This window comes from Bacillus rugosus (genome assembly GCF_023238245.1).
Lineage (GTDB): Bacteria > Bacillota > Bacilli > Bacillales > Bacillaceae > Bacillus > Bacillus rugosus.
In genome coordinates this window covers 2,601,565-2,623,257 of sequence record NZ_CP096590.1, presented here as the reverse complement: position 1 = coordinate 2,623,257, position 21,693 = coordinate 2,601,565, and the positions used below count along the sequence as shown (strand labels likewise).

Here is a 21,693-nt window from a genome sequence, read left to right as displayed (position 1 = left end):
TGTCTAATCCGTTGATTGGTTGGGGTATTAATCACATTTGGAGTAAGAGAAACATCGCTTCTACCTTGTTGCCTCCATTGAACCTGCCATTGTTCCCAGACGGGATACAAAAATGAATTCGTCAACATTTCTAAATCCACCATTGAAGCTCATCACATCACCTTTCCATATAATCTTGGCTCACAACACTTTGAACTTGCATATCTTCATGTGGAAAATCTATCTTTGAAAATTATATAGCCAAGAATCTTATAAGAGGTTTAACTATAAGTTATACCTTTGTGAAAAAGGGGAATGAAATGAAGACAAGTGGCTATATTCAATAGTTACAATTTTGGCGTTGGTTTTTCGAGTGCTTCTCTTCTCTTCATGGGAACCACTTTCCACAGGATAAAAGATTATTTAAAATCATTCAAGGGTTGATATTGAGGTTCGTTTGAACTTATAATGTTATTATATAAATATTTTTTGTTTATTCAGAAAAAACAGCTTGATTAATGAACGTTAAAAATTATTAATAATATAAAGAGGATCTTTATATGGGAGGTGTATGCCTTACTTGGTAAGGCAAATCATTGACAACCATTAATCTTATCATCTTTACTATTTTAATTGTCTTAACAGCATTTTTTGTTGCGACTGAATTTGCAATAGTGAAGATTAGATCATCAAAAATTGATCAACTCATATTAGAGGGAAAAAAAGGTGCTGTATCAGCCAAAAAGGTCATTACTCATTTGGACGAATATTTATCAGCCTGTCAATTAGGGATCACGGTTACAGCGTTAGGAATTGGTTGGGTTGGAGAATCGACTTTTGAAGTGATTTTGCACCCCTTATTTGCTCATTTTCATGTAAGTGAAGCAGTTTCACATGTATTGATCTTAGTGATTGCTTTTGTTATGGCGACTTTTTTGCATGTTGTAGTTGGTGAGCTTGCTCCTAAAACACTCGCTATCCAAAAAGCTGAAACCATCACTCTTTTGACTGCAAAGCCAATTATTTGGTTTTACCGCATCTTGTTCCCTTTTATATGGTTTTTAAATGGTTCAGCCCGGTTTATAGTCGGACTCTTCGGTTTGAAACCTGCATCAGAACATGAGCTTGCCCATTCTGAAGAAGAACTGCGCATCTTATTGTCTGAAAGCTATAAGAGCGGTGAAATTAATAAAAATGAGTTGAAATATGTAAATAATATTTTTGAATTTGATGAAAGAATTGCTAAAGAAATTATGATTCCAAGAAGAGAGATAGTAGCGATTTCAATCGACGATTCTTATGAAACTATTGTTAAAACCATTAAGACAGAGAGCTATACAAGGTACCCTGTTCTAAATGGAGATAAAGATACAATTATAGGTTTTATCAATGCTAAAGAGTTCTTGTCAGCCTATATTGACACAGATCAGAAAATAAAAGAGAATTTCAAGTTAGAAAATCATATCAACCCTGTTATACATGTCATTGAATCCGTTCCAATTCATGATTTATTGGTAAAAATGCAAAAAGAGCGTACCCATATTGCTATTCTTGTTGATGAATATGGTGGTACTTCAGGTTTAGTCACTGTTGAAGATATTCTTGAAGAAATTGTTGGAGAAATCAGAGATGAATTTGATGAAGATGAAGTACCTGATATTAGAAAAGTAAAAGACAATCATTATATCTTAGATTCGAAAGTGCTCATTGAGGTTGTAAATGATTTATTGGGAACGACGTTAGTGAGTGACGAAGTGGATACGATAGGCGGCTGGTTTATGACTCAAAATATAGACGCTGCAGTTGGATCTGTTTTAGAAGCTGAAGGTTATATTTTCAAAGTGCACAAAATAGTTGGGCGACATATTAACTATTTAGAAGTTGTCCGAAAAAAAGAATAACATCTATATAAAATGAAGTGAATTTTTTTCTTATGAGATCATAAAGCCTGAGATGAATTGGATTTTTCATCCAGGCTTTTTTTCTGCTTTTATACTTATGAAAATCCCCTCATTCGTACAAACAGCTATAACATAGCTTTACCCAAGGGGTAATGCATTTTAATCATCATTGAGAGACTATTGAATAAATAAATGATGAGTCAGCTTCCGGTAATAAAGGTTCAAACGTTTCTTAGCAAATGAAGGGAGGCTTGGAAACAGAACCTATAGCTCTTTTACCATTACTTTTTCGCCATTAAAATCGAGTTCACCATTAAATTGAAAACCAAACCTTTGATAAAGGCGAAGAGCATGACTATTATTTTCAAATATACTTAAATAGATCCTCTTACTTTCATATAGCTCAGCAAGGTGCTGAATGAGAGTTTTAAGCATTTTCTTTCCTAATCCTTTTCCTTGATAGTGTGCGTCAATAAAGAATCGATCAAGCCAGACTCTTCCATTTTTATTATCTTCATCATACTCAGGAAACAATCCATACATTGCAAAACCGACTAGATCTCCTTCATAGTAAAGTCCGACAGGTTTATAATAATGACATTCTTTTGCATCCTCTAAACATACTCTCGCTGATTCAATATATGATGTTTGATTCTCGCTGACATGAAGAGCAAGAATTGCAGCACGATTATCATCAGTTACTGCTTTTATTTTTATACTCATTCTACATACTCCTTATGTTTCTAATTCCAAAAAGGATAATTTTCAATGGATGATCATAAATAATGTTGTTGTACCTCGGGCTAACGGAAATGCAAGCAATATACGTCCGAGAAATATAGGAAGAGGACAGGTATCAATAAAATCAGGCTTCTGCTTAGGGTGATGGCAGAGATAAACTATATTCACCTCAAGAAACATGTAGCCGATCAAATAAAGATGACCTTTCCTTTTTGTGCCTATTCAGAGGCATTTCCTGCTATCCAAATGTCAAGAGAATAAAGTTAATTCAAGGCTGAAGCATCATTCCATTTTTCTTTCCAAACCATTGTAAGGCCAAGGCCGACAGTCATAACGAAACCTGCAAAAAGGAACGGATAATGAATGTTAAGATCAAATAGTATACCGCCTAGAGCAGGACCAAATATATTTCCTAGGCTGGTGTATGTGGAGTTCATGCCTGCTACGAAACCCTGCTGGTTACCAGCCATATTGGATAAATGAGTAGTTAAGGCCGGTCGCAGCAAATCGAACGCCAGAAAAATAAAACAAGTGACAAGCAAAACAGTTAAAAATCCAGACACAATAGTAGACACAAAAGCTAAGATCGCTCCGGTTATTAAGCACAGCTGAATCATTCTTTTTTCTCCAAGTTTGTTGACCAATTTCCCGAATAGTAAAACTTGAATAACTACCGCAACAATGGAACTGATCGTAATAATGGTTGCAATATCTTTTGGTGTGAAACCAAATTTATGATCAGAAAACAAGCTGAATACCGTTTCATAAGCTGATAAACCGAAAGCCATTACAAAGACGATAATAAATGCAATAAAATAGACAGGATGAATGGACCTCTTCAAGTCTTTAAAAAAACTTGATTCCTTAATATGAGATGAGAGTTGATGGCGTTCTTCTAGTGACAATGACTCTTTTAGAATAAAAACGGAAGATACAGCTGCTATCAATGCTATGGCGGAAGCGAAGAAAAACGGCATGCGGATACCAAAGCCGGCAATAAACCCGCCCGCACCAGGTCCAATAATAAAGCCAGTGCTAATTGCAGCAGAAACATACCCCATAGCCTTTGACCTTTCCTCTAGGGTTGTCATATCAGCTACATATGCTGTTACAGCGGGCATGATAAAGGCTGCACTTATACCACCCAATATCCTCGAAAAATAAAATATTGAAACATGGGTCCCTAATCCGAAAATCAACTCTGATAAACTGAATATAAGCAAACCGAGAACAATCATTTTTTTTCGCCCGAAACGGTCAACCCACCTTCCTGCAAAAGGTGAAGTAATTAACTGAGATATGGCAAAAGCCGCAACAAGATAACCCATAGTGCTTCCAGATAAATTCATGATTTTCATAAAAGAAGGCATAACTGGAATAATTAAACCGATACCAAGAAAGGCTACGAAGATGTTGCTTAATAGTATAATGAATATCGTTTTTTGGTCATTTATAGATTTTTTCATCTGAAGTCCCCTTTACTAAAATTGAAACCTTCTTTGTCTATCCTTTTCTTTGTAGATTAAAGATCTTTTCAAGTACAATCAAATCATAAGGTATATGGTTACCGTATAGTCAAGGAGGTTTTTATGAGCGAAGATGTTAGGAAGTATTTCACAACAGGTGAGTTTTCGAAGCTCTGCCGTGTAAAAAAACAAACCTTATTTCATTATGATGAGCTTGGTCTTTTCTCGCCGGAAATAAAAAAAGAAAATGGGTATAGATATTATTCCTATCATCAATTTGAGATTTTTCAAGTCATCAGTCTGTTTAAAGAGCTTGGGGTTCCTTTAAAAGAAATAAAGTGTCTAATAAAAGGAAAAACACCAGACAAGATCCTGCATGTTCTAAAAGAAAAGTCCATTGAGATTGATAAAAAAATAAATGAGCTTAAGCAGTTGCAAGCGATCTTACAAACAAAAGTGGCTCTTACTGAACAAGCACTTGAAACTGATTTTTCCTCGATTTCTTTTGAATATTTACATGAAGAAAAATTCATGTTAAGCCGAAAAACATTAAACTTGCCGGAACGAAAATATGTGGCTGCCATTTCAGAACTCATTCATGAAGTTCAACAATATGAGTTAGATGAAGGGTATCCGATAGGCGGAATCTTTGCACGGGAACAAATATTAGAAAAAGACTTCTACAATTACAGTTACTTTTATATAAAAGTAAAAGGTGGGATAGAGAAAATAAATTATCATATTCGGCCAAAGGGCCTGTATGCAGTTGGGTATGAAATAGGCGGAAACACTGAAGAGGCTTACCGCAGAATCATTGAGTTCATTGAAAAGAATGGAATGCAAATAGGGGACAATGCATATGAGGAATATATGCTGGATGAGATGGTAGTTGACGGATATGAAAATACATATGCAAAAATCCTCCTGCAAGTTAAGGAGGGGTAACGTTGATTTTAAGATCGACAATATAACAAGTTACTGTGATTTTGATTTCAAGATATTTATACTCTTGAAAATCTCCTTATTAGAACAAACATTCTTTACATTACATTCATTACCTAAGGGGTGATGCATTTTATGAAGGAGATAATCATCGAAGGGCCGAAAAGCTGACAAATGCATTAACGATTGCTATCTTTAAAACTTTATAGGCAGGACATCTAGATGCTAGCGATATATGTAAGGGTGTCAGCCGAGGAACAATCGATAAAGGGATCGAGCATTGACAGTCAGATTGAGGCCTGTATAAAGAAGCGGGGACTAAGGATGTGCTGAAGTATACGTCCGGCTTTGAATCGTTTGAGGGAGGATGCAAGTAAAGGGCGGACTAGTAAGGTTATTTGGTACGACCCAGACCGGCTTATCTTGGAGAGCTATCAGTGATGACAAAAAATGATTTTCATAAATCTTTTTCTATTTCAATGAAAAGAAACCTTTAAATGAATAGAGAAAGCCGGAATATGAGATCCGGCCTCTTCTGCGTTATTTCCCCTTCGCTTTCTTCCGCTTTTCCTTCTCCGCCCGGTAAAACTCATGAAACATCTTCATCAGCGCCCGCTTTTCAATCCGTGATACATAGCTGCGCGAGATACCGAGTTCTTTGGCAATCTCACGCTGCGTTTTTTCCTTCTTCAAATCAAGCCCAAACCGCCCGACAATCACTTCTTTCTCACGATCATCTAAAATGTCAATGTATTGTTTCACTTTTTCAAGCTCCATATTGAGTTGGATCGTATCTATCACGTCTTCGTTTTCTGATTTCAAAACGTCAATCAGGCTTATTTCATTCCCTTCCTTATCCTGCCCGATCGGATCATGAAGGGAAACGTCTTTTTTTGTTTTTTTCAATGCGCGCAAATGCATGAGGATTTCATTATTCATTACAAAAGGGGGGTGCACAGATTTCCCGTGTTTGATTAAATAAATGTTGAGTCAGTTTTCTGTAATAAATGCTTAAACGTTTCTTAGCGAACGAAGGGGATACTTTAAAAAGCCAAGCTGCATTTTCAATTGCATGTGTTTGTATGTACGAAAGGTTGATGTCACGCAACATGAAAGTTGGAATGCAAAAGTGATATGTAAAATAATTGGACTGCCACTCTAAATAATCAGTCCAGGTTGCTGGCATTGTTTTTTTATCGCCTTCGTGTCTATATATATGGCAAAATTCATGAGCGAAATCATACCATTGTTCAATTCGGGTTTTTCGGCTGTCCAAACATATATTATAAATCCCGCTGTGCTTTAGTGCGAAGCCTGAAGCAGGTGTAAACAAAAGCCTGATATCTAAAGCCTCGGCAATCCGTTCAAAATTAATTTGTTCAGGTTCTGTCATATCAATCTTCCTGTATAAGTTTTCAATCCAATCCTCTGAATGACTGTTTGTACACCTCAAGATGAAAAACCTCCTTAAAGACGACAATCTAAAAATTGGATTCGTTAAATATTATAGGGAAGACACAACTTTTTTAGGAAAAACGTCCAAAAGATTCAGGATTATCCAAATGAAATGGATTGTTAAACGGAGTTTTCTTGTTGGAGGGGTTTAATATCAATCAATTGAAAGTTGCTTACGCAGAGGTATATAAAAAATTTTAGTTTATGTCGAGAACGATGTTCACCTTCACTGCCTGGTTAATTAGAGGAAGTGATTCTTCCTTAAGGGAGATCACTTTTTCTTGTTCGACTAAAGCAGCAGTTTAGCGGAAGAAGGAGAAAAATCAGTTGACTTACTTGAATACTAAATAGGTGTAAAAAGTGGTTATGAATACGAAGGATTGAAAAAGAAGAACACGCAGCAGATTCACTTGCTCTTGTTGGGGGGCAAGTGTTGACAACCCTATTACTGGTTTAATTAAAGAAGGAGTATAAAACCTGTATCAATGATGTTACTAGATATCTACGACACAGGTTTTATATTTAGGTAACTAATATTCTTATATATTTAACATTGCATTTATTTATTATGCAATAGTTCACTCTATTTCAGCTTTCAATTTTTCGAACCACTCTAAATTAACTAAGTGATGTGAACGGGAATTTTCGTTCATACGGCGAAAGTAATTGATTGTGCCGGGAATTTCTTGAGTGATGGACAGGTATTCATCAAGGAGCTCGATTCGTGTTTTAGTCTGATCGATTTGTGATTGGATCAGATCCAGTAATTTATTTTTGTCGAATTCATCGGCAAAGAGTAACGCCCCATAAAATTGCAGGTTCACATATTCCGATTTGGTGCCGTATTTGATCATTAATTTTTCGAATTCTGCCCTTCCCGATTCTGTGACTTTAAAGTTACGGATTTCACGCCCACTGGTTGAGGGTTTATGCTGAATCTGTTCAATAAAACACTTTTCTTCAAGTTGCTGCAGATTGTAATAAAATGAACCTTTTGTGAAGTTAACAATGTATTTGTAATGACGTTTTTCCATTAAGGCCAGAAGTTCATAGCCGTGAGCTCCGGGGTTTTGGATTAGCAAGCCAAGGATAAGTAAAGGAATTATGGTTTCATCACCTTCGCCATCCGCGCCTCAAATTCCGCGTACGTGATTTTCCCCGAAGCCAAATCCATACTATGAAGGTAAATCTGTTCTGTTTTAGAATAGTCACCATTCACTTTCAGTGATTGCTCCTCTCCCGAAATGGGTTTTAGGATATGGTACTTTTTCGAAAAAGCCTCGAAATAGCGGTAACCGAATTTGCGTTGTGAAGCTGCGTCTAAATGAATGCCATCAGGATTCGCAGCCAAACCTGATGCAGTAACAAAGTAACAATTCTGTTGTTCATTAGCAAAACGCAGCAATTGTTCATTAACCTGTCGAAATTCAGTCGCGTGCTGTCCAAAACCGGTCTTCCCAAGAAAGTCACCAAGCCCTCCAATAATCAACGGTATCTCATCAAGTTTCAACTCGTTTCTTAGCGTCTCGATGATAAGAGTTAATTTCTCGTAATAAGTTTCATGTAGCGACTGATAACTGTCACTCTCACCCTGGTGCCAAAGGATTCCGCAAATTTGACTGGACCGGAGGGCGAAGCGGGCTTCGGACAAAGCATGCTGAAAAAGGATGCCTTCCGGATGCCAGTCATTCAATGAACTGCCACCTTCCGCACAAGGGATCAAGCCAATTTCTTCATCGGGATGAGCTTTCGACCATGCATCTGCAAAAGATGCCGCCAGGCCAACGCCGGAAACCGGACGGTCGTAATTAATCGGCTCTGTCATCATCTGCCACTGTCCATTGCGCAGCATTTTTATTTTTTCATTATAGATAGGGTCTACTTCATTCAAAAATCCACGCCCCGCCATATTCGACTGCCCCAACATTAAAAAAGACTTTATCATCTCATTTTTCACTTCTTTACATCAATATTTTAGTCTAATTAGACTATAGTCAATTCAGTTTGTCTTGTAAAGTTTTAATAAGGTTTTACTTTTATTATTAGTATGTATGAACAACAAACTAACATTGAAAATTTGGTGGATGTATTTGAGAAATAGCAAGTTCTTTTGCTTTTTCTTATCCAACTATCGGTGGCTTTCGTTCAATAACGATCTTCCACAATCGGGCGCGATTATTGAACAAAAACTAAAGGAGTGATACATATTAGTCATGTATAATATGTATCACTCCTTATTTTTTATGGCTTTTTTTGATTTAGGTCTTGATAAACAATGAAAAAACAACAAAAAACCTGTCTTGTAAGGGTTTCTATGAGGTTCAAAATCATTTTTCATAGGAAATACGTTCAATGATGGGGGTGTATCCCAAATGAAATGGATTGTTAAAAAGGGAGGGCTATGTTGAAGGGGTTAAATATTAATAAAAAATTATTTAAAAGGTTAACGATTGTACCAATTCTATTCATTTGTTATGTTTTATTTTTAAATCCTGAAGTTATACTTGAAGAGCAATGTCCTAATAAGCCTTATAGTTTAACAATCGTAAAGCACGGGACAGGTATATTCGATAAGAAAATTGTTTTAATATATTACAAGATCAACGGAAAAACAGTAGCTGTTGGGAATTTGGTGTTTTTTGAGAATTTTGACAGAGATATCGATGTTACTTGGGATACTAATACTGATGATGGAACTTGGTGGATAGATAAAAGCGTACATTTAACCATGACCTATGCTAAACATTTTAAGGGGGATTTAGACAAGAAAGATATTGATTTTGATTATGGTACTGTCCAATAATAATGAAGCAGTTTATTTAATATAGGAATATACACTAAAAGAACCGCCAGTCGCGGTTCTTTTATGTTCAGGTTCAAACTGATTTAGGAGCGATTTTTTCTTTCCTTACAAATACCATGATTCCAGGGATGATCATAAGTATAGCCGGTATTAAGTAGAACCAGTCAGTGTATATAAGTCCTCCAATCCCTGAAATAAAAAGTAAAACACTGCTCAACTTTGATTTGAATAAGACAACAATTGAAGCGGTAAAACCAACGCAATCTCTTCATTGGTTGTTAAAGCAAATACACTTGGTGAGACTGCATGGATTCATTTAACTAAACGCTATTTCCGTTTCAGATATGTAAATGGTAACCTACAGCAATCTGAATTTTTACTATAACAGTCACTGGGCGCAGGTGAAGAGGATATAAACATTAACCACACTGTTCCTATTACAGCAGTTGCTCCGTTGTCAGTTCAGTTAGATAAAAACGGTTTAACTAATGATGGTCGTTTAAAAGTTCAAACTGAAGGCTTGAACCTTAGCTCATTAGACACTCAAGCAAAAACAATGGATATTGTCTTTCACGATAAAACAGAAACCATAGGTGAGGGTAACCCATTCACCGTTGGATCATTCAAAACGTTACTCATTGAGGTTTATGGGACGGCTGAGACAAGTGAATTGAAGTTCTGGGGTAAATCCTTATCGGGAACAAAAAGAGCCCTTAGAGGGCAGAAAGTAGATGACGGAACATTTGCCACTAGCACCAAAGGGAAATCAGAAGCTTGGTCTTTTAACATTACTGGCTTTAAAGAAATTGTTATGGAGCTTACAGCTTTAACAAATGGAAACTTTTCAGTTAGAGGGACGGCCGTCTCATAAGATCCGGCTGTCCTTTTTTATTTGCCTCGGAGGAGGTGATTAGAATGGAGGAGACAAGTTTGTTTATCAATTTTGAAACATTAGATTTAGCAAGAGTATATTTATTTGGAGGGGTGAAGTACCTTGATTTACTTCTAGTACTTAGCATAATTGACGTTTTAACAGGAGTAATCAAGGCATGGAAATTCAAAAAACTGCGAAGCCGAAGCGCATGGTTTGGCTATGTCCGCAAGCTACTCAATTTCTTTGCGGTCATTTTAGCAAACGTGATTGATACAGTACTCAATTTGAACGGTGTCTTAACCTTTGGTACCGTTCTTTTTTATATCGCTAATGAAGGTTTGTCAATAACTGAAAACTTAGCACAGATCGGTGTTAAAATACCATCATCAATAACAGATCGATTACAAACAATTGAGAACGAAAAAGAACAGAGTAAGAATAACGCAGACAAAGCTGCTGGCTAAGCCAGTGGCTTTTTTTATTACACAGACAGAAGGAGAGAGGATATATGGCCATTAAAGTTGTAAAGAATCTAGTCTCCAAATCAAAGTATGGATTGAAATGTCCTAACCCTATGAAAGCTGAATACATCACTATTCACAACACTGCAAATGATGCTTCAGCAGCCAATGAAATTTCATATATGAAGAATAACTCTAGCTCAACGAGCTTTCACTTTGCAGTAGACGATAAGCAAGTCATTCAAGGTATTCCAACGAATCGTAACGCTTGGCACACAGGAGATGGAACAAACGGTACAGGGAATCGTAAGTCGATTGGTGTCGAAATTTGTTATAGCAAATCAGGAGGGGCACGATATAAGGCAGCGGAAAAACTCGCTATTAAGTTTGTAGCTCAACTACTGAAAGAACGCGGATGGGGTGTTGATCGAGTCCGCAAGCACCAAGACTGGAACGGCAAGTATTGCCCACACCGTATTTTGTCAGAGGGAAGATGGAATCAAGTTAAGGTTGCCATTGAAGCAGAATTGAAAAAGTTGGGCGGGAAAACAAGCTCAAGCAAAAAAAGCTCAGCAAAAAAGAAAACAACAAACTCAAACAGTAAAAAATCGTCCTACCAGCTCCCGCCCGGTATTTTCAAAGTGAAGAGCCCAATGATGAGAGGGGAAAAGGTAACTCAGATTCAGAAAGCACTGGCAGCACTATACTTCTACCCGGATAAAGGAGCGAAGAATAATGGTATTGACGGCGTATACGGTCCGAAAACAGCAGATGCAGTTAGACGATTCCAGTTAATGCATGGCCTTTCTGCTGATGGAATTTATGGACCTAAGACTAGAGAGAAAATTGAAGCGTTAATGAAATAAAAAAGGCTCTCTTTTCAAGAGGCCTTTTTTATAATATTAATCCTCAATATTTTCGATTACCTGTCTAACCATCTCATGTATTTGGTCAAACTGCCATTCTATATCACCTATTACTAAATGTAACTGTAGTAATTCAGAAGTTAGTTTTTCTTTATCTTCAATTTGACTTAAATTAGCTAAAATTTTATTCATTCTTTCATCTATTTGCGGAAGTTCTTTAATATTTTCCTCTTCCTCTAAAAGTTCTTCTGTTGAAATTAATGTACTATTATATTTTTCATTTAATTCTTTTAAAGCACTAAAGATTTTATCAATATTTTTCATCTATTATAACCACCTATTTTAATTTTCTTCCAATGGCATTCTTAGTCTTAACTTCGTTCAATGTTCCATCCAAATTCAACACTGCTCTTAAATTTCCTCTTTTATCGAAAACTTCTAAATGATCCTTGTGCAAATTATCTAAATAAAATCTATCTCCTTTTTTCAGATACGGATTATCCAATTTTTTATTAACTTCATAGATTGATTGGCCTTGGAATTGATTTTTTGTTTTTGTAACATTGTTTTTTATACTTTTTCCAAATCCATCATTAAAAAATTCTTTCATATTCGGTACTGATTTAGCTTCACTGGTAACCTTACTACTATTAGCATTCCCCTTAGAATCATGATCAACATCAAAAGACTTTTTAATTTGTTGAATTGTATCTTGTCCAGATTTTTGTAAGTTTAGCACATTTATAGGAACATCACTAGCTAACAGAAGTTTCTTAGCAAAAGGATTTGGTATTGAATCTAAACCTTTTTTTAAAAGTTCCCCAAAATCTTTGGTGTCTTTTATTACTTTTTTTGATGCAGACTTACCAACATTTCCGGCGCTGTTTACCCCTTTTTTACCCGACTTGCTGATTCCCTTCTCTGCGACTCTCCCGACTTTTGAAACGACGGATCCACTCTTTGTAACAGCACCACCGCCACCTGATATGAATAAGCTGGCTACATTTAAAGTGAAATATGTGGTGTAGTGCGATTGTGAATACATATCTCCGTGTACAAAGTTTTTATCCCAGCTTTCTTTTACCTCATTCCAAGTAGAATCCCAGGCTTTTTTATAGTCGAATTCAAAAACGGACTTTATCGTTCCTTTTGGATCTAAACCAAGATCGATCCCGAATTTTACAATTCCTAAGAGCCCTTCACCAGTTTCTTTCGAAAAATCATAATATGCCATTTGTTTGCCTTTATAGTATTCATATACTGGACCTAGATATTTTTTACCCGCCGCATCTATAGGGGCTAAATATTCTTTAACTGTCTTCTCTGTATCATCTATACCGGCTAATAAACCTTCATATACACCGTCAATCTGTTCTTTCAAAATATCCTTGGTCGCTCGAAGAGGATTATCCCAAAACTCGAGGGATTTAACATACTCCTGTTGTTCAGTGGTGAGGTTGTCGTATCCAATCTCTTTAGCAACTTTTAGATACTCGTCAGGATCATCAACCAACGTATTGAGCTTTTTCTGTAATTCTTTGATTTCCCGTTCTTTTTCTTCTTTCTTTTTAATCGTCAAATAAGCTTCCGTTCGCTTCTCAATATCACCTTTTTTCTTATGTATATCACTCTCACGGTACGCCTTGGCGTTGTAGTGAATGGGCGTAGCGTTTTTGCCTTTGCCCGTTGCTTCTTGGAGCTTTTGGAAGTCTGACTTGATGAATTGTTCATTAGGTACTGACATAGCATATTCTGTCAGTAAATCTTCGTCAAGATCACCTAGTTTTTCAATTGTTTTTTTACGTTTATCATTGGCATCTGCAAGCTCATCTTTGAAGGTTTCTGTTGAAAACAAGTCGAGCGGGAGGATGTCGTCGATATCGTTTAGAATATCTTTCATGGCTTTTTTCTGTTCAGACATGATGGATTTGGATTTTTTATGGGCGTTAGCCAGTTCATGTTCTAAAAAAGACTCTTCAATATAAGCATCAGAGAGGCCCTTGTCCTCGACAGCTCCGGCAATGCTGTTAAAAAATGCGATCTTCATGTCAATGTAGTCGATCCATTGATCAGTGACACCAACATGATCGTGATAGAATGCTTTAATGTTATTAGCGCCTTTACCTGAGAATTCGCTGTCGTCAAGTTCAGCGACGCTTTGTAAGGCTTTTCTCAAGTTGACCATTTGCGTCCTTAGTTCTTTATATTCTTTGGCTCGGTCTGTAGCTTCAGACATAAGTGTTTTAGCTTCAAAGACTTTCATAATCATACCCTCTCATTTAATCATATAACAAAATATTACCATGGAAGAATGATGAAACTAACTGTTATGTGGATCAAAGGGTGGAAATGAATCGTTAGATCTGTGTCATTTTACCTATTTGCTAATCGTTTCCAAGAAAGGGCACTTTCCAATTGTAACATCGCCATCATGGAAAAATTCGATAACGTAGCCGGATTCACTAAACATAAAAGTATCTGAACCAACGGCAGTTACATCATCAATTACGTTTAATGCATGTTCAAGACTAGTTTTTAATGCTGGCTGTTCTCCGTAACCCCATAGAATGATAATGTTTCTATCTTTAAAATGGTGTTTAGCTAGCCAATCGTAAATCTCTTCCTCGTAATCTATAGATTGGTGACAACAAACTTCTTCCCACTTGATTCGTCCCCAAGATGTAAAGGGAAAACTGTTTGAAAGTAGTTCATAATATTTTGCCGTTAATTCTTCTGATAAGATTTCTTTGTTTTTTCCTAGAGCTTCTAAGCATTCATCAAATAAGTCCAAAATGTTCACCTCAAAAGCTTTATGTATGATGGATTTTTTCAGTATTAGAAATAAGAAAAAGCCGTTATGAAACGGCTAAAGGGAATCAGAACTAATGTTGTTTATCGAATCAAACAAGGAATTTATGAGTAGGTGCTAGAGTTACATTCCGGGATGCTTCCTTCATTTCGCCATTAGACATAGATCCGAAAAAGGCAAGTCCAATTAAAACGGCGGATAAACTGATAAACAATTTAGATTTCATACATGCATTCCCCTTTCGATATTTGCTTTTTAGTATATACACTATTTTAGGGGAATGATAGTCTATTGCTATTCGTCCTGCGCATATCATGCTACACCTTTTATGATGAAAACAATTTCAGAATGTTTGTGAAAAGTATTATACTATAAATAATTCTTTAATGAGGATTATCATAGTAAGGTGCAACGGATAAAATACGTAAAAAGCCCATATCATAAAAATACTTGAATAACTTTCTTTACCGTTATACAGGAGAAAGAACGGATAGAGTCCTTACAAAAAAGCAGGCATAATGCCTGCTTTTTTATTATGAACAAACCGAATAAAAAAGTTTGCGGTTTTTTTGCGGTCCAAACACTTTTTGGAAATGTTAGAATATTACATAAAAAGACATAAAAGGAGGGGTCCTGTGAATCCGGTTTTATCATCGTCAGAAGTTGGCGTAAAGATCAATGAATGGTATAAAATGATACGTCAATTTAGTGTCCCGGATGCAGAGATTTTAAAGGCTGAGGTGGAACAAGAGATCAATCAGATGGAGGAAGATGAGTATTTACTTATTTACTTCTCTCTAATGAAATTCCGTCATCAGCTTATGTTAGATTATTTGGAACCAGTTACAACAAGAATCAGGCCAACTATTGATGAACTGCTTGAAAAAATAGAAGCATCCAATAAGGGGATAACTGGTCTGTTGTCTTACTACTCTCTGTTTTTTCGTGGAATGTATGAGTTTGATAAGAGGGAATATGTCAAAGCAATTGGTTTTTATCGAGAAGCAGAAAAACACCTTACTCATGTTAATGATGATATTGAGAAGGCGGAATTTCATTTTAAGTTGGCTGAAGCTTACTATATTATGAAGCAAAATCATATCTCGATGCACCATGTTAAACAAGCGATGGACATTTATAATCAATATGAACTTTATAAAGTGCGAAAAATACAATGTCATTTCGTGATATCTGGAAATTACGTTGATTTTAAACATTTCGAGAAAAGCTTGCCGCACCTTGAAAAAGCCTTAGAGTTGTCCAAACAATTAGAGCGCAATGAAAGGCTGCTTAGCTCGGCTTACTACAATCTCGGAAAGAATTACGCAGATTTAGGAATAAATGATAAAGCAGATCATTTCTTAAATGAGGCTGCCAAGGTATCAGAAAGTGCTAAGTTGAGCAATTTACCACATTCACTGTTTACATACGCTAAATTTCTTTTTAAGCAAGGGAAAACAAGTGAAGCAATAAAAATGAGTAAAAAGGGTTTATCCGCTGCAATATCCCAAGGTGATAAACTTTTTGTGTCCTTGCAAAAGTATTTGGAAGCACTTTATATTAATGCAGTAGATCAAGTGGGAATCAAAAAAACGATTGATTACTTAGAAAGAAATAAGAATTATGCGTATGTGGAAGATATCGCAATTGATACGGCTGAAGTTTTTGCAAAATCAAAGGAATTTGAAACATCATATGTTTATCATCAAAAAATGCTTGAAACGCAAAAACAAATTCAGAGGGGAGAATGCCTGTATGAATTTTAAAAAGGGCGTAATCATTATTCTTACTGCAGTAACTTTAAGTTTAGGTCTCGTTACTACTTTTACTGTTGAGCAAGATATTGCATATCACCAACTTTCTGACCGCAATCAAACATGAAAACAGATCAGATTAAACCCTCTTAATAGAGGGGTTTTTTATTGATGTATTGGGTTTAAACTTGCTAATTGAGTCAAAGGAAATCCACTTTTAAATCCTTTACGTTTAATTTTAGTTTTAAGGAGAGATAAAAAGATAATAAGACACGATAATTACAATTCAATTTTCAGTGAGACCGCAATAACTTTTTTATTTACAACTACTTGTTGAGTGCCTTATCTTTTTGTTTTAGAGTGATTCAATTTCTCTAGAGTACCTATGACGTGGCATCAAATACAAGTCAATGAAGGTGCACCTCCATCAAATGCACAATTAGTCGCAAGTTTCATAGTGGTAATTTAAAAAGCAGCGAGCGACATTTAATCACTTTCATTAGCGAAAAGAGTACGAGCTGTTTGGATAAAGACATCTGTTGCTTTAGAGATATCTTTCATATCTGGAACAGCTATACCGATTTCTCTAAACGTGTTTGGCTTTAATTCACGAAAAACAACATTTTCCGGTAGTGATAGAATGTTTTTTTTCGTTGTAATTGTAATTCCTAATCCTTCTTGTACCATACATAATGCTGTGTCTATATAATCAATGACAAACCGTACTTTAGGCTTCAATTTAAAATCTTTAAATAAAGAGTGAATTTGTACCTCATAACCGCCTCTTCCAATTATTATATCCTCATCTTGTAAGTCGGGAATACCTATTGTTTCTTTCTGATATAAAGGATTACTGGAGTGCATAATGACAATCAATTGATCTTTCGTTAAGGGCACGATATCGAAATCTTCTACAGGAGGAATAATCATTCCTACATCAACAGATTTAGAACGTAACCATTCTTTGACTTGATCTACACTTCCTTCCGAAATCTTGACTTCAAGACCTGGATACTTATCTTCCATTGTCCGTATAATTTTGGGAATAAACCTAGTGCATGCAGTTGGGTAAGCTCCAATATGAACCTTGCCTATTTCTAATCCTTGTTCAGCTGCAATTAATTCATCTACTTTCTGTAATTCACCCAGGATATTTCTAAAATTAATTAAGACACGCTCTCCTACATCAGTAAAAAACAATCCGTTCTTCTTATTTCTCTTAATTAACTTCGTCCCTAATTGCGATTCAATCGTTGCTACGGCACGACTTACCGCAGGCTGTGTCATGTGTAGCTCTTCACCAGCTTTTGTAAAACTTCCTGTTTCCGATATCTTAACAATCAGTTGAATTTGTGATCTATTCATATCGTTCTTGTTATCTCCTATATGATTAATATGCATTTTATTTATGATGAAATCTAATGTACCATAAAAGAGAATAAAGCTTCAAGATAATAACAATAACCGTAGACAAGCAGAAGACATTCAACAAAAGCTGGATAAGAATCACAAGGAATTCTAGAATATGTGATCCGTATTTGAGATGTATTCCAAACTATGTTCGACCGAAAAGGTTCCTAGTTTTTTGTTATCACTATTTAACTCAACCTTAAAAAGGAGAGAAGTATGATGAATACTAGTGAAAAAAAAAGAGCGGGGTTTTGTTCGCAATGCGTTTCAAAATGTGGGGTTATATCCATTACGGAAAATGATCGGTTAAAAAAGGTGATTCCAGATAAAAGTCATCCGAATGGGGGAATCTGCCCAAAAGGAGCGTCAGCCCCTCAAATAGTCAATCATCCTGATCGTATTCTATTCCCTTTAAAAAGAACTAACTCAAAGGGACAAGAACCGATATGGGAAAGAATCACATGGGAAGAAGCCATACAAACCATTACTGATAAGTTAAAACAAATTCGTTCTGAAACAGGGGCAGAATCAGTGTCATACACTTTTCCAACTGTTGGTGCGAGCGGAAGTTTTAACTGGGGACCATACCTGCAGCGCTTGATGAATCTTTACGGCACTCCCAACTATATTTCCCATACAAATGTCTGCCAATGGGCAAGGGATGAGGGATCAAAATAAGGATAAAGAAATTATTGTTTACTGTTGGGATGTCTGGTGCAATACAGCTGCCAAAGTTGCTAAGTTTTTATTAGAACATGGATATAAAGTCAAAGAATTGACCGGTGGTATTGCAGCATGGAAAGAAATGAACTTTCCTGTCACAAACTCAGATCAAGTCTTGTGACTTAACGAATAAAACAGCAGAGAAAAGTTTGCGGTTTTTTTGCGGTTCAAACACTTTTTGGAAATGATCGTGATAGAATGCTTTAATGTTATTAGCGCCTTTACCTGAGAATTCGCCTTTGAATTTAACATTAGATCAACTTCGTTCTCAGCCTGCAGGGATATCAATCCCCTTACAAGTAAACTATTGTAAATATAGTGAAAAAATGAATGGAGAAGTCAGTGGCTTTTCCACCCCAACGCGGAAGTTGGAGATGTATTCCGAGTTTTTGTTACAGCATGGGTATGATCCGTTGCCCCAATTTGAAAAACCATTAACTGTTCTGTATTATCAGGATAATTGTTAGTGTGCATGGGATCATCTTCTTTCGTTTTTTTATAAATACAAAACTTAGCTGATTACTTAAAAGAGGGAGAAGGAAATATACTATAATGCTTAATTATGTTAATGGAGAAGACGCCGTCCTTTTCAATCTTCTTTTATTACAAAAAATTGAATAATTTTAGCTCTGTTGAAATTTGATATTGATAATTCCATAGTATATTAAGGGGAACCCATTATTTATGGATTCCCCTTTAGTTCAATAAGAAAAATAACTGTCGAGTGTTACCTTACAATGTATATTTTGGAGGGAAAATTTTTTTAGCCATTCCAATGATAAACGATCTGCACAACGCCAGAGGAAAATGTTCTTGTATTCACCATTTTTAAATTTATCCTCTGTTTTAAATCCATAAACAACGGTTTTCCTTCTCCCAAAACAACAGGGTGAATAGATAATCTAAATTCATCAACAAGCCCCAAATTTATAAAAGTTTTAATGAGACTCGCTCCACCATATAGCCAGATGTCTTTGCCAGGCTTTTTCTTCAATTTATTTACTTCTTCAAGAATATTATCATTTAAAAATATGGCTTGATTATCAATCTCATTTTGTGTTCTGGAAAAAACATATTTCTTTTTACTATGAACCAATTTCCAAATATCCTCTTCTGTATCAGAGTATTCATTTTTTGGAATATATTGTCCCCATAAATCGTAGCTTTTTCTACCATATAAAATAGTATCAATTTGATTTAAGAAATCAGTAAACCTCATATCAGGATCCATAATGCACCAATCAACTTCTCCATTTTTCCCTTCAATAAAACCATCTAAAGTAACTGCTAAATCTAAAATTATTTTTCTCTGTTTTAAGTTATTTGTCATAACTATTCATCCCTTTACATAAGAAGTTGGTAGAAATTCTTCTCCCACTCTCACACCAGATAGACTAAGTTGCGTTTATGGACAGAGTGAAGAACAATATCCTAAAATGAAAGTGCCCACTACTCTTCGCAGCTTGATTAGCAGGAACACTCTTTATCTTCACTTGGTTAAATGAAAGCTCTGCTCGATTAAGTTATAGATTTCGCCTTCTGGATCTGTCCGTTCTAAAACAATTGAAATCCAATGTTCCTTATCCATATGATATCCGGGTAAGATATTTTCCCCGTTTCTTAAGCTATCACTTATTTCAGGGGGAAATTTTAGATTCTGAATATCTATTTCGCCATGACCATCCAACCCTAATTTTTCTGGGAGAACATTCATGAGAAGACCGTACCATTTTTTGTTTGATGTATGTCTCAAAGAAGCATAGTTTGGGTATTTCTCCCACGGGTAATCAGGCGATGTACCGTATTTTTCTTTGACGTGTTTAAAGATATCTTCTCTTGTTAACATACTCAATCACTCCTTTATTCACTCTAATTTCTTCTTGGAAAAGTCAAAGAGCGATCCTTGGTTGTCCTTTGGATACTTCAATAGAGATGTCACCAGTGACACGTGGGTATAGCTACCCGAGCTAGCTATACCCAATAGATACGAGAACAGGTTTGTTTTCGCGTTTCGCTTTTTCAAATGCTTCTTCTCCCCAAGGCAACCAATTCACAGGGTTATGAGCATGTTGAAGTAAATATGGAGACTTCTCAGCATTAGTCTATTGAGTTTATTGTGACAAGGTGGGTTCCTATTTATTTGAGCTTTGTTTGCCCATAACGAAACTCCAGACTAGGAGCCACATTTATAATGTACGATGAATAAGCGTTTTCATATCATTAAGACTGTGTAAGCTGCATGGGGAGGATCCTCCTTATATTTTTGCATTAACATAAAGTAAGGTATAATAAGTAAAGGAATTCCTGTTGAGAATCCCTTTACTAGCCCTTTAAGACATTGTTTCATCTTTAGCAACTGGATGAGTTCTGATGAATAATCATACGATATTTACAATCGTTCTCCCTCTTACTTGTCCTTCCAATATTTCAGGAAGAACGTTAGGAAGTTGATCTAAAGTAATTTCTTGTGAAATAAATTCCTCTAAATTAGATGGTTTAAAATCTGTTGCTACACGATGCCATGTTTTTAACCGTGTTTCCATTGGACAATATACAGAATCAATCCCAAGTAAATTAACACCTCTTAAGATGAATGGAAAAACAGTAGTTGGCAGTTTTGTTCCAGCTGTTAATCCACTAACAGCAACGGAACCTCCATATTTAATTTGACTTAAAATAGAAGCAAGAGGTTCCCCGCCTACAGGATCAACAGCTGCCGCCCATTTTTGTGATCCTAAGGCTTTAACATTCCCTCCATAGGTCATATCCCGTGAAATAATTGTACTAGCTCCAAGATTTCGTAAGTAATCATATTCTGACTCTTTACCTGTACTAGCTTCTACTTGATAACCGAGAGAGTTAAGGAATGAAACAGCAAAACTACCAACGCCACCTGTTGCTCCTGTTACCAGAACTTTTCCTTTTTCAGGAGATAGGTTATTTTCTTCTAGACGTTGAATAGATAGTGCTGCTGTGAAGCCAGCTGTTCCTACTATCATCGCTTCTTTGAGGGTCAAATTATCAGGTAAAGGTACAATCCAGTCTCCTGAGAGGCTTGCATATTCGCTAAAACCGCCAAAATGAGAAACACCTATATCATAACTTGTGGCAATCACCTTATCCCCCTCGTGAAAGCGAGGATCATTAGAAGAAATGACTATACCTGCTAAGTCTATACCCGGTATAAATGGGTACTTTCTTACGATTTTCCCATCGGGGATCCCTGCAAGTCCATCTTTGTAATTAATTCCAGAGTAGTGTACTTGGATGTGGACATCACTTTCTGGTAAAAACGCTGGAGAAACATTCTTTACTTTAATTGAAAATTCATCATCAACTTTGTTTACAACTAGAGCCTTGAATTCGTCTTTCATTTTATAAATCCTCCAATATGCTATCTTGATGTGAAACCACTTTTAGTATACCGAATTATTCTGACCGGTCAAACTATTTTGTCTGGTCAGAATAATTTTGTGTGGATTTCATGAACTGTTGTATACTAATTGAAG

General features: G+C 36.0%; 21 protein-coding genes and 5 pseudogenes. 10 read left to right on the top strand and 16 right to left on the bottom strand.

Translation table 11 applies throughout. From position 1 onward, the window contains the following. Positions 1–575: 575 nt before the first annotated feature. Positions 576–1,880, top strand: a complete 1,305-nt coding sequence (locus M0696_RS13360) for a hemolysin family protein (protein WP_222143215.1) — start codon at positions 576–578, stop codon at positions 1,878–1,880. A 177-nt stretch (positions 1,881–2,057) separates the two neighbouring features. On the opposite strand, the pseudogene M0696_RS21155 reads toward M0696_RS13360, so the two are convergent. The 3 genes and pseudogenes from M0696_RS21155 to blt all read right to left on the bottom strand — a co-directional run. Further along, positions 2,058–2,141, bottom strand: a pseudogene (locus M0696_RS21155) (ImmA/IrrE family metallo-endopeptidase); the annotation flags it as partial. A gap of 3 nt (positions 2,142–2,144) precedes the next feature. Next, positions 2,145–2,603: a spermine/spermidine acetyltransferase gene (gene bltD / locus M0696_RS13355; protein WP_222143214.1), complete on the bottom strand. Its 459-nt coding sequence runs from the start codon at positions 2,601–2,603 to the stop codon at positions 2,145–2,147. A 281-nt stretch (positions 2,604–2,884) separates the two neighbouring features. Beyond that, on the bottom strand, positions 2,885–4,087 hold the full coding sequence (blt, locus tag M0696_RS13350; RefSeq protein WP_222143213.1) for a multidrug efflux MFS transporter Blt: 1,203 nt from the start codon (positions 4,085–4,087) through the stop codon (positions 2,885–2,887). 123 nt (positions 4,088–4,210) lie between these two features. Here blt and bltR point away from each other — a divergent pair, with 123 nt between their 5' ends. Both bltR and M0696_RS13340 read left to right on the top strand, forming a co-directional pair. Continuing rightward, entirely contained in the window at positions 4,211–5,032 is an 822-nt protein-coding gene (gene bltR / locus M0696_RS13345; protein WP_222143212.1) for a multidrug efflux transcriptional regulator BltR, read from the top strand. A 219-nt stretch (positions 5,033–5,251) separates the two neighbouring features. Continuing rightward, positions 5,252–5,449 (top strand): annotated as a pseudogene (locus M0696_RS13340) (recombinase family protein); the annotation flags it as partial. Between the two features lie 120 nt (positions 5,450–5,569). Here the strand turns inward: M0696_RS13340 and M0696_RS13335 are convergent. The 4 genes and pseudogenes from M0696_RS13335 to M0696_RS13320 form a co-directional block, all read right to left on the bottom strand. Then, positions 5,570–5,968, bottom strand: a pseudogene (locus M0696_RS13335) (sigma-70 family RNA polymerase sigma factor); the annotation flags it as partial. After that, positions 5,961–6,482, bottom strand: coding sequence for an ImmA/IrrE family metallo-endopeptidase (locus tag M0696_RS13330; RefSeq protein ID WP_222143211.1), 522 nt, complete (start codon positions 6,480–6,482; stop codon positions 5,961–5,963). The pseudogene M0696_RS13335 and the gene M0696_RS13330, both read right to left, overlap by 8 nt. Positions 6,483–7,062: 580 nt before the next feature. Beyond that, complete coding sequence (locus M0696_RS13325) at positions 7,063–7,590, bottom strand: PadR family transcriptional regulator (RefSeq protein ID WP_222143417.1); 528 nt, start codon at positions 7,588–7,590, stop codon at positions 7,063–7,065. After that, positions 7,587–8,429, bottom strand: coding sequence for a sialate O-acetylesterase (locus M0696_RS13320; protein WP_222143416.1), 843 nt, complete (start codon positions 8,427–8,429; stop codon positions 7,587–7,589). Before M0696_RS13320 ends, M0696_RS13325 begins: the two co-directional genes overlap by 4 nt. A gap of 456 nt (positions 8,430–8,885) precedes the next feature. Here M0696_RS13320 and M0696_RS13315 point away from each other — a divergent pair, with 456 nt between their 5' ends. From M0696_RS13315 to M0696_RS13300, 4 genes and pseudogenes are all read left to right on the top strand, one after another. Continuing rightward, on the top strand, positions 8,886–9,287 hold the full coding sequence (locus M0696_RS13315) for a hypothetical protein (RefSeq protein ID WP_248602047.1): 402 nt from the start codon (positions 8,886–8,888) through the stop codon (positions 9,285–9,287). 262 nt (positions 9,288–9,549) lie between these two features. Further along, positions 9,550–10,158 (top strand): annotated as a pseudogene (locus tag M0696_RS13310) (phage portal protein); the annotation flags it as partial. Positions 10,159–10,202: 44 nt separating this feature from the next. After that, positions 10,203–10,625, top strand: coding sequence for a phage holin family protein (locus M0696_RS13305; protein ID WP_003246208.1), 423 nt, complete (start codon positions 10,203–10,205; stop codon positions 10,623–10,625). A 44-nt stretch (positions 10,626–10,669) separates the two neighbouring features. Next, entirely contained in the window at positions 10,670–11,488 is an 819-nt protein-coding gene (locus M0696_RS13300; protein WP_084995576.1) for a peptidoglycan recognition protein family protein, read from the top strand. 36 nt (positions 11,489–11,524) lie between these two features. Here the strand turns inward: M0696_RS13300 and M0696_RS13295 are convergent, their stop codons facing one another. The 4 genes from M0696_RS13295 to phrE form a co-directional block, all read right to left on the bottom strand. Further along, entirely contained in the window at positions 11,525–11,812 is a 288-nt protein-coding gene (locus M0696_RS13295; protein ID WP_014664698.1) for a hypothetical protein, read from the bottom strand. Positions 11,813–11,825: 13 nt separating this feature from the next. Then, the gene (locus M0696_RS21075) at positions 11,826–13,751 is read right to left on the bottom strand and encodes a ribonuclease YeeF family protein (RefSeq protein WP_222143210.1); all 1,926 of its coding nucleotides are present in this window, start codon (positions 13,749–13,751) and stop codon (positions 11,826–11,828) included. Between the two features lie 114 nt (positions 13,752–13,865). Beyond that, a complete protein-coding gene (locus tag M0696_RS21150) occupies positions 13,866–14,279 on the bottom strand; it encodes a CDI toxin immunity protein (protein WP_425523455.1) in 414 nt (137 codons plus the stop codon). A gap of 109 nt (positions 14,280–14,388) precedes the next feature. Continuing rightward, the gene (gene phrE / locus M0696_RS13280; protein ID WP_084995811.1) at positions 14,389–14,523 is read right to left on the bottom strand and encodes a phosphatase RapE inhibitor PhrE; all 135 of its coding nucleotides are present in this window, start codon (positions 14,521–14,523) and stop codon (positions 14,389–14,391) included. A 409-nt stretch (positions 14,524–14,932) separates the two neighbouring features. Here phrE and M0696_RS13275 point away from each other — a divergent pair, with 409 nt between their 5' ends. After that, a complete protein-coding gene (locus M0696_RS13275) occupies positions 14,933–16,063 on the top strand; it encodes a response regulator aspartate phosphatase (protein ID WP_084995809.1) in 1,131 nt (376 codons plus the stop codon). A 474-nt stretch (positions 16,064–16,537) separates the two neighbouring features. On the opposite strand, the gene M0696_RS13270 is transcribed toward M0696_RS13275, so the two are convergent. Then, complete coding sequence (locus tag M0696_RS13270) at positions 16,538–17,416, bottom strand: LysR family transcriptional regulator (protein WP_168767824.1); 879 nt, start codon at positions 17,414–17,416, stop codon at positions 16,538–16,540. A gap of 261 nt (positions 17,417–17,677) precedes the next feature. Here M0696_RS13270 and M0696_RS13265 point away from each other — a divergent pair, with 261 nt between their 5' ends. After that, positions 17,678–18,139 carry a molybdopterin-dependent oxidoreductase gene (locus tag M0696_RS13265; RefSeq protein ID WP_168767823.1) on the top strand — a complete coding sequence of 154 codons (462 nt, stop codon included), beginning with the start codon at positions 17,678–17,680 and terminating at the stop codon, positions 18,137–18,139. Further along, positions 18,123–18,305 (top strand): rhodanese-like domain-containing protein, encoded by a 183-nt coding sequence (locus M0696_RS13260; RefSeq protein ID WP_246609277.1) that lies wholly within the window; start codon positions 18,123–18,125, stop codon positions 18,303–18,305. The genes M0696_RS13265 and M0696_RS13260 overlap by 17 nt, the downstream gene beginning before the upstream one ends. 642 nt (positions 18,306–18,947) lie before the next feature. On the opposite strand, the gene M0696_RS13255 is transcribed toward M0696_RS13260, so the two are convergent. The 4 genes and pseudogenes from M0696_RS13255 to M0696_RS13240 form a co-directional block, all read right to left on the bottom strand. Then, on the bottom strand, positions 18,948–19,514 hold the full coding sequence (locus M0696_RS13255; RefSeq protein WP_222143209.1) for a dihydrofolate reductase family protein: 567 nt from the start codon (positions 19,512–19,514) through the stop codon (positions 18,948–18,950). Between the two features lie 159 nt (positions 19,515–19,673). Next, positions 19,674–20,030 (bottom strand): MmcQ/YjbR family DNA-binding protein, encoded by a 357-nt coding sequence (locus tag M0696_RS13250; RefSeq protein ID WP_222143208.1) that lies wholly within the window; start codon positions 20,028–20,030, stop codon positions 19,674–19,676. A gap of 124 nt (positions 20,031–20,154) precedes the next feature. Beyond that, positions 20,155–20,324 (bottom strand): annotated as a pseudogene (locus M0696_RS13245) (DUF255 domain-containing protein); the annotation flags it as partial. A gap of 238 nt (positions 20,325–20,562) precedes the next feature. Continuing rightward, the gene (locus tag M0696_RS13240; protein WP_084995722.1) at positions 20,563–21,558 is read right to left on the bottom strand and encodes an NADPH:quinone oxidoreductase family protein; all 996 of its coding nucleotides are present in this window, start codon (positions 21,556–21,558) and stop codon (positions 20,563–20,565) included. Positions 21,559–21,693 lie beyond the last annotated feature (135 nt).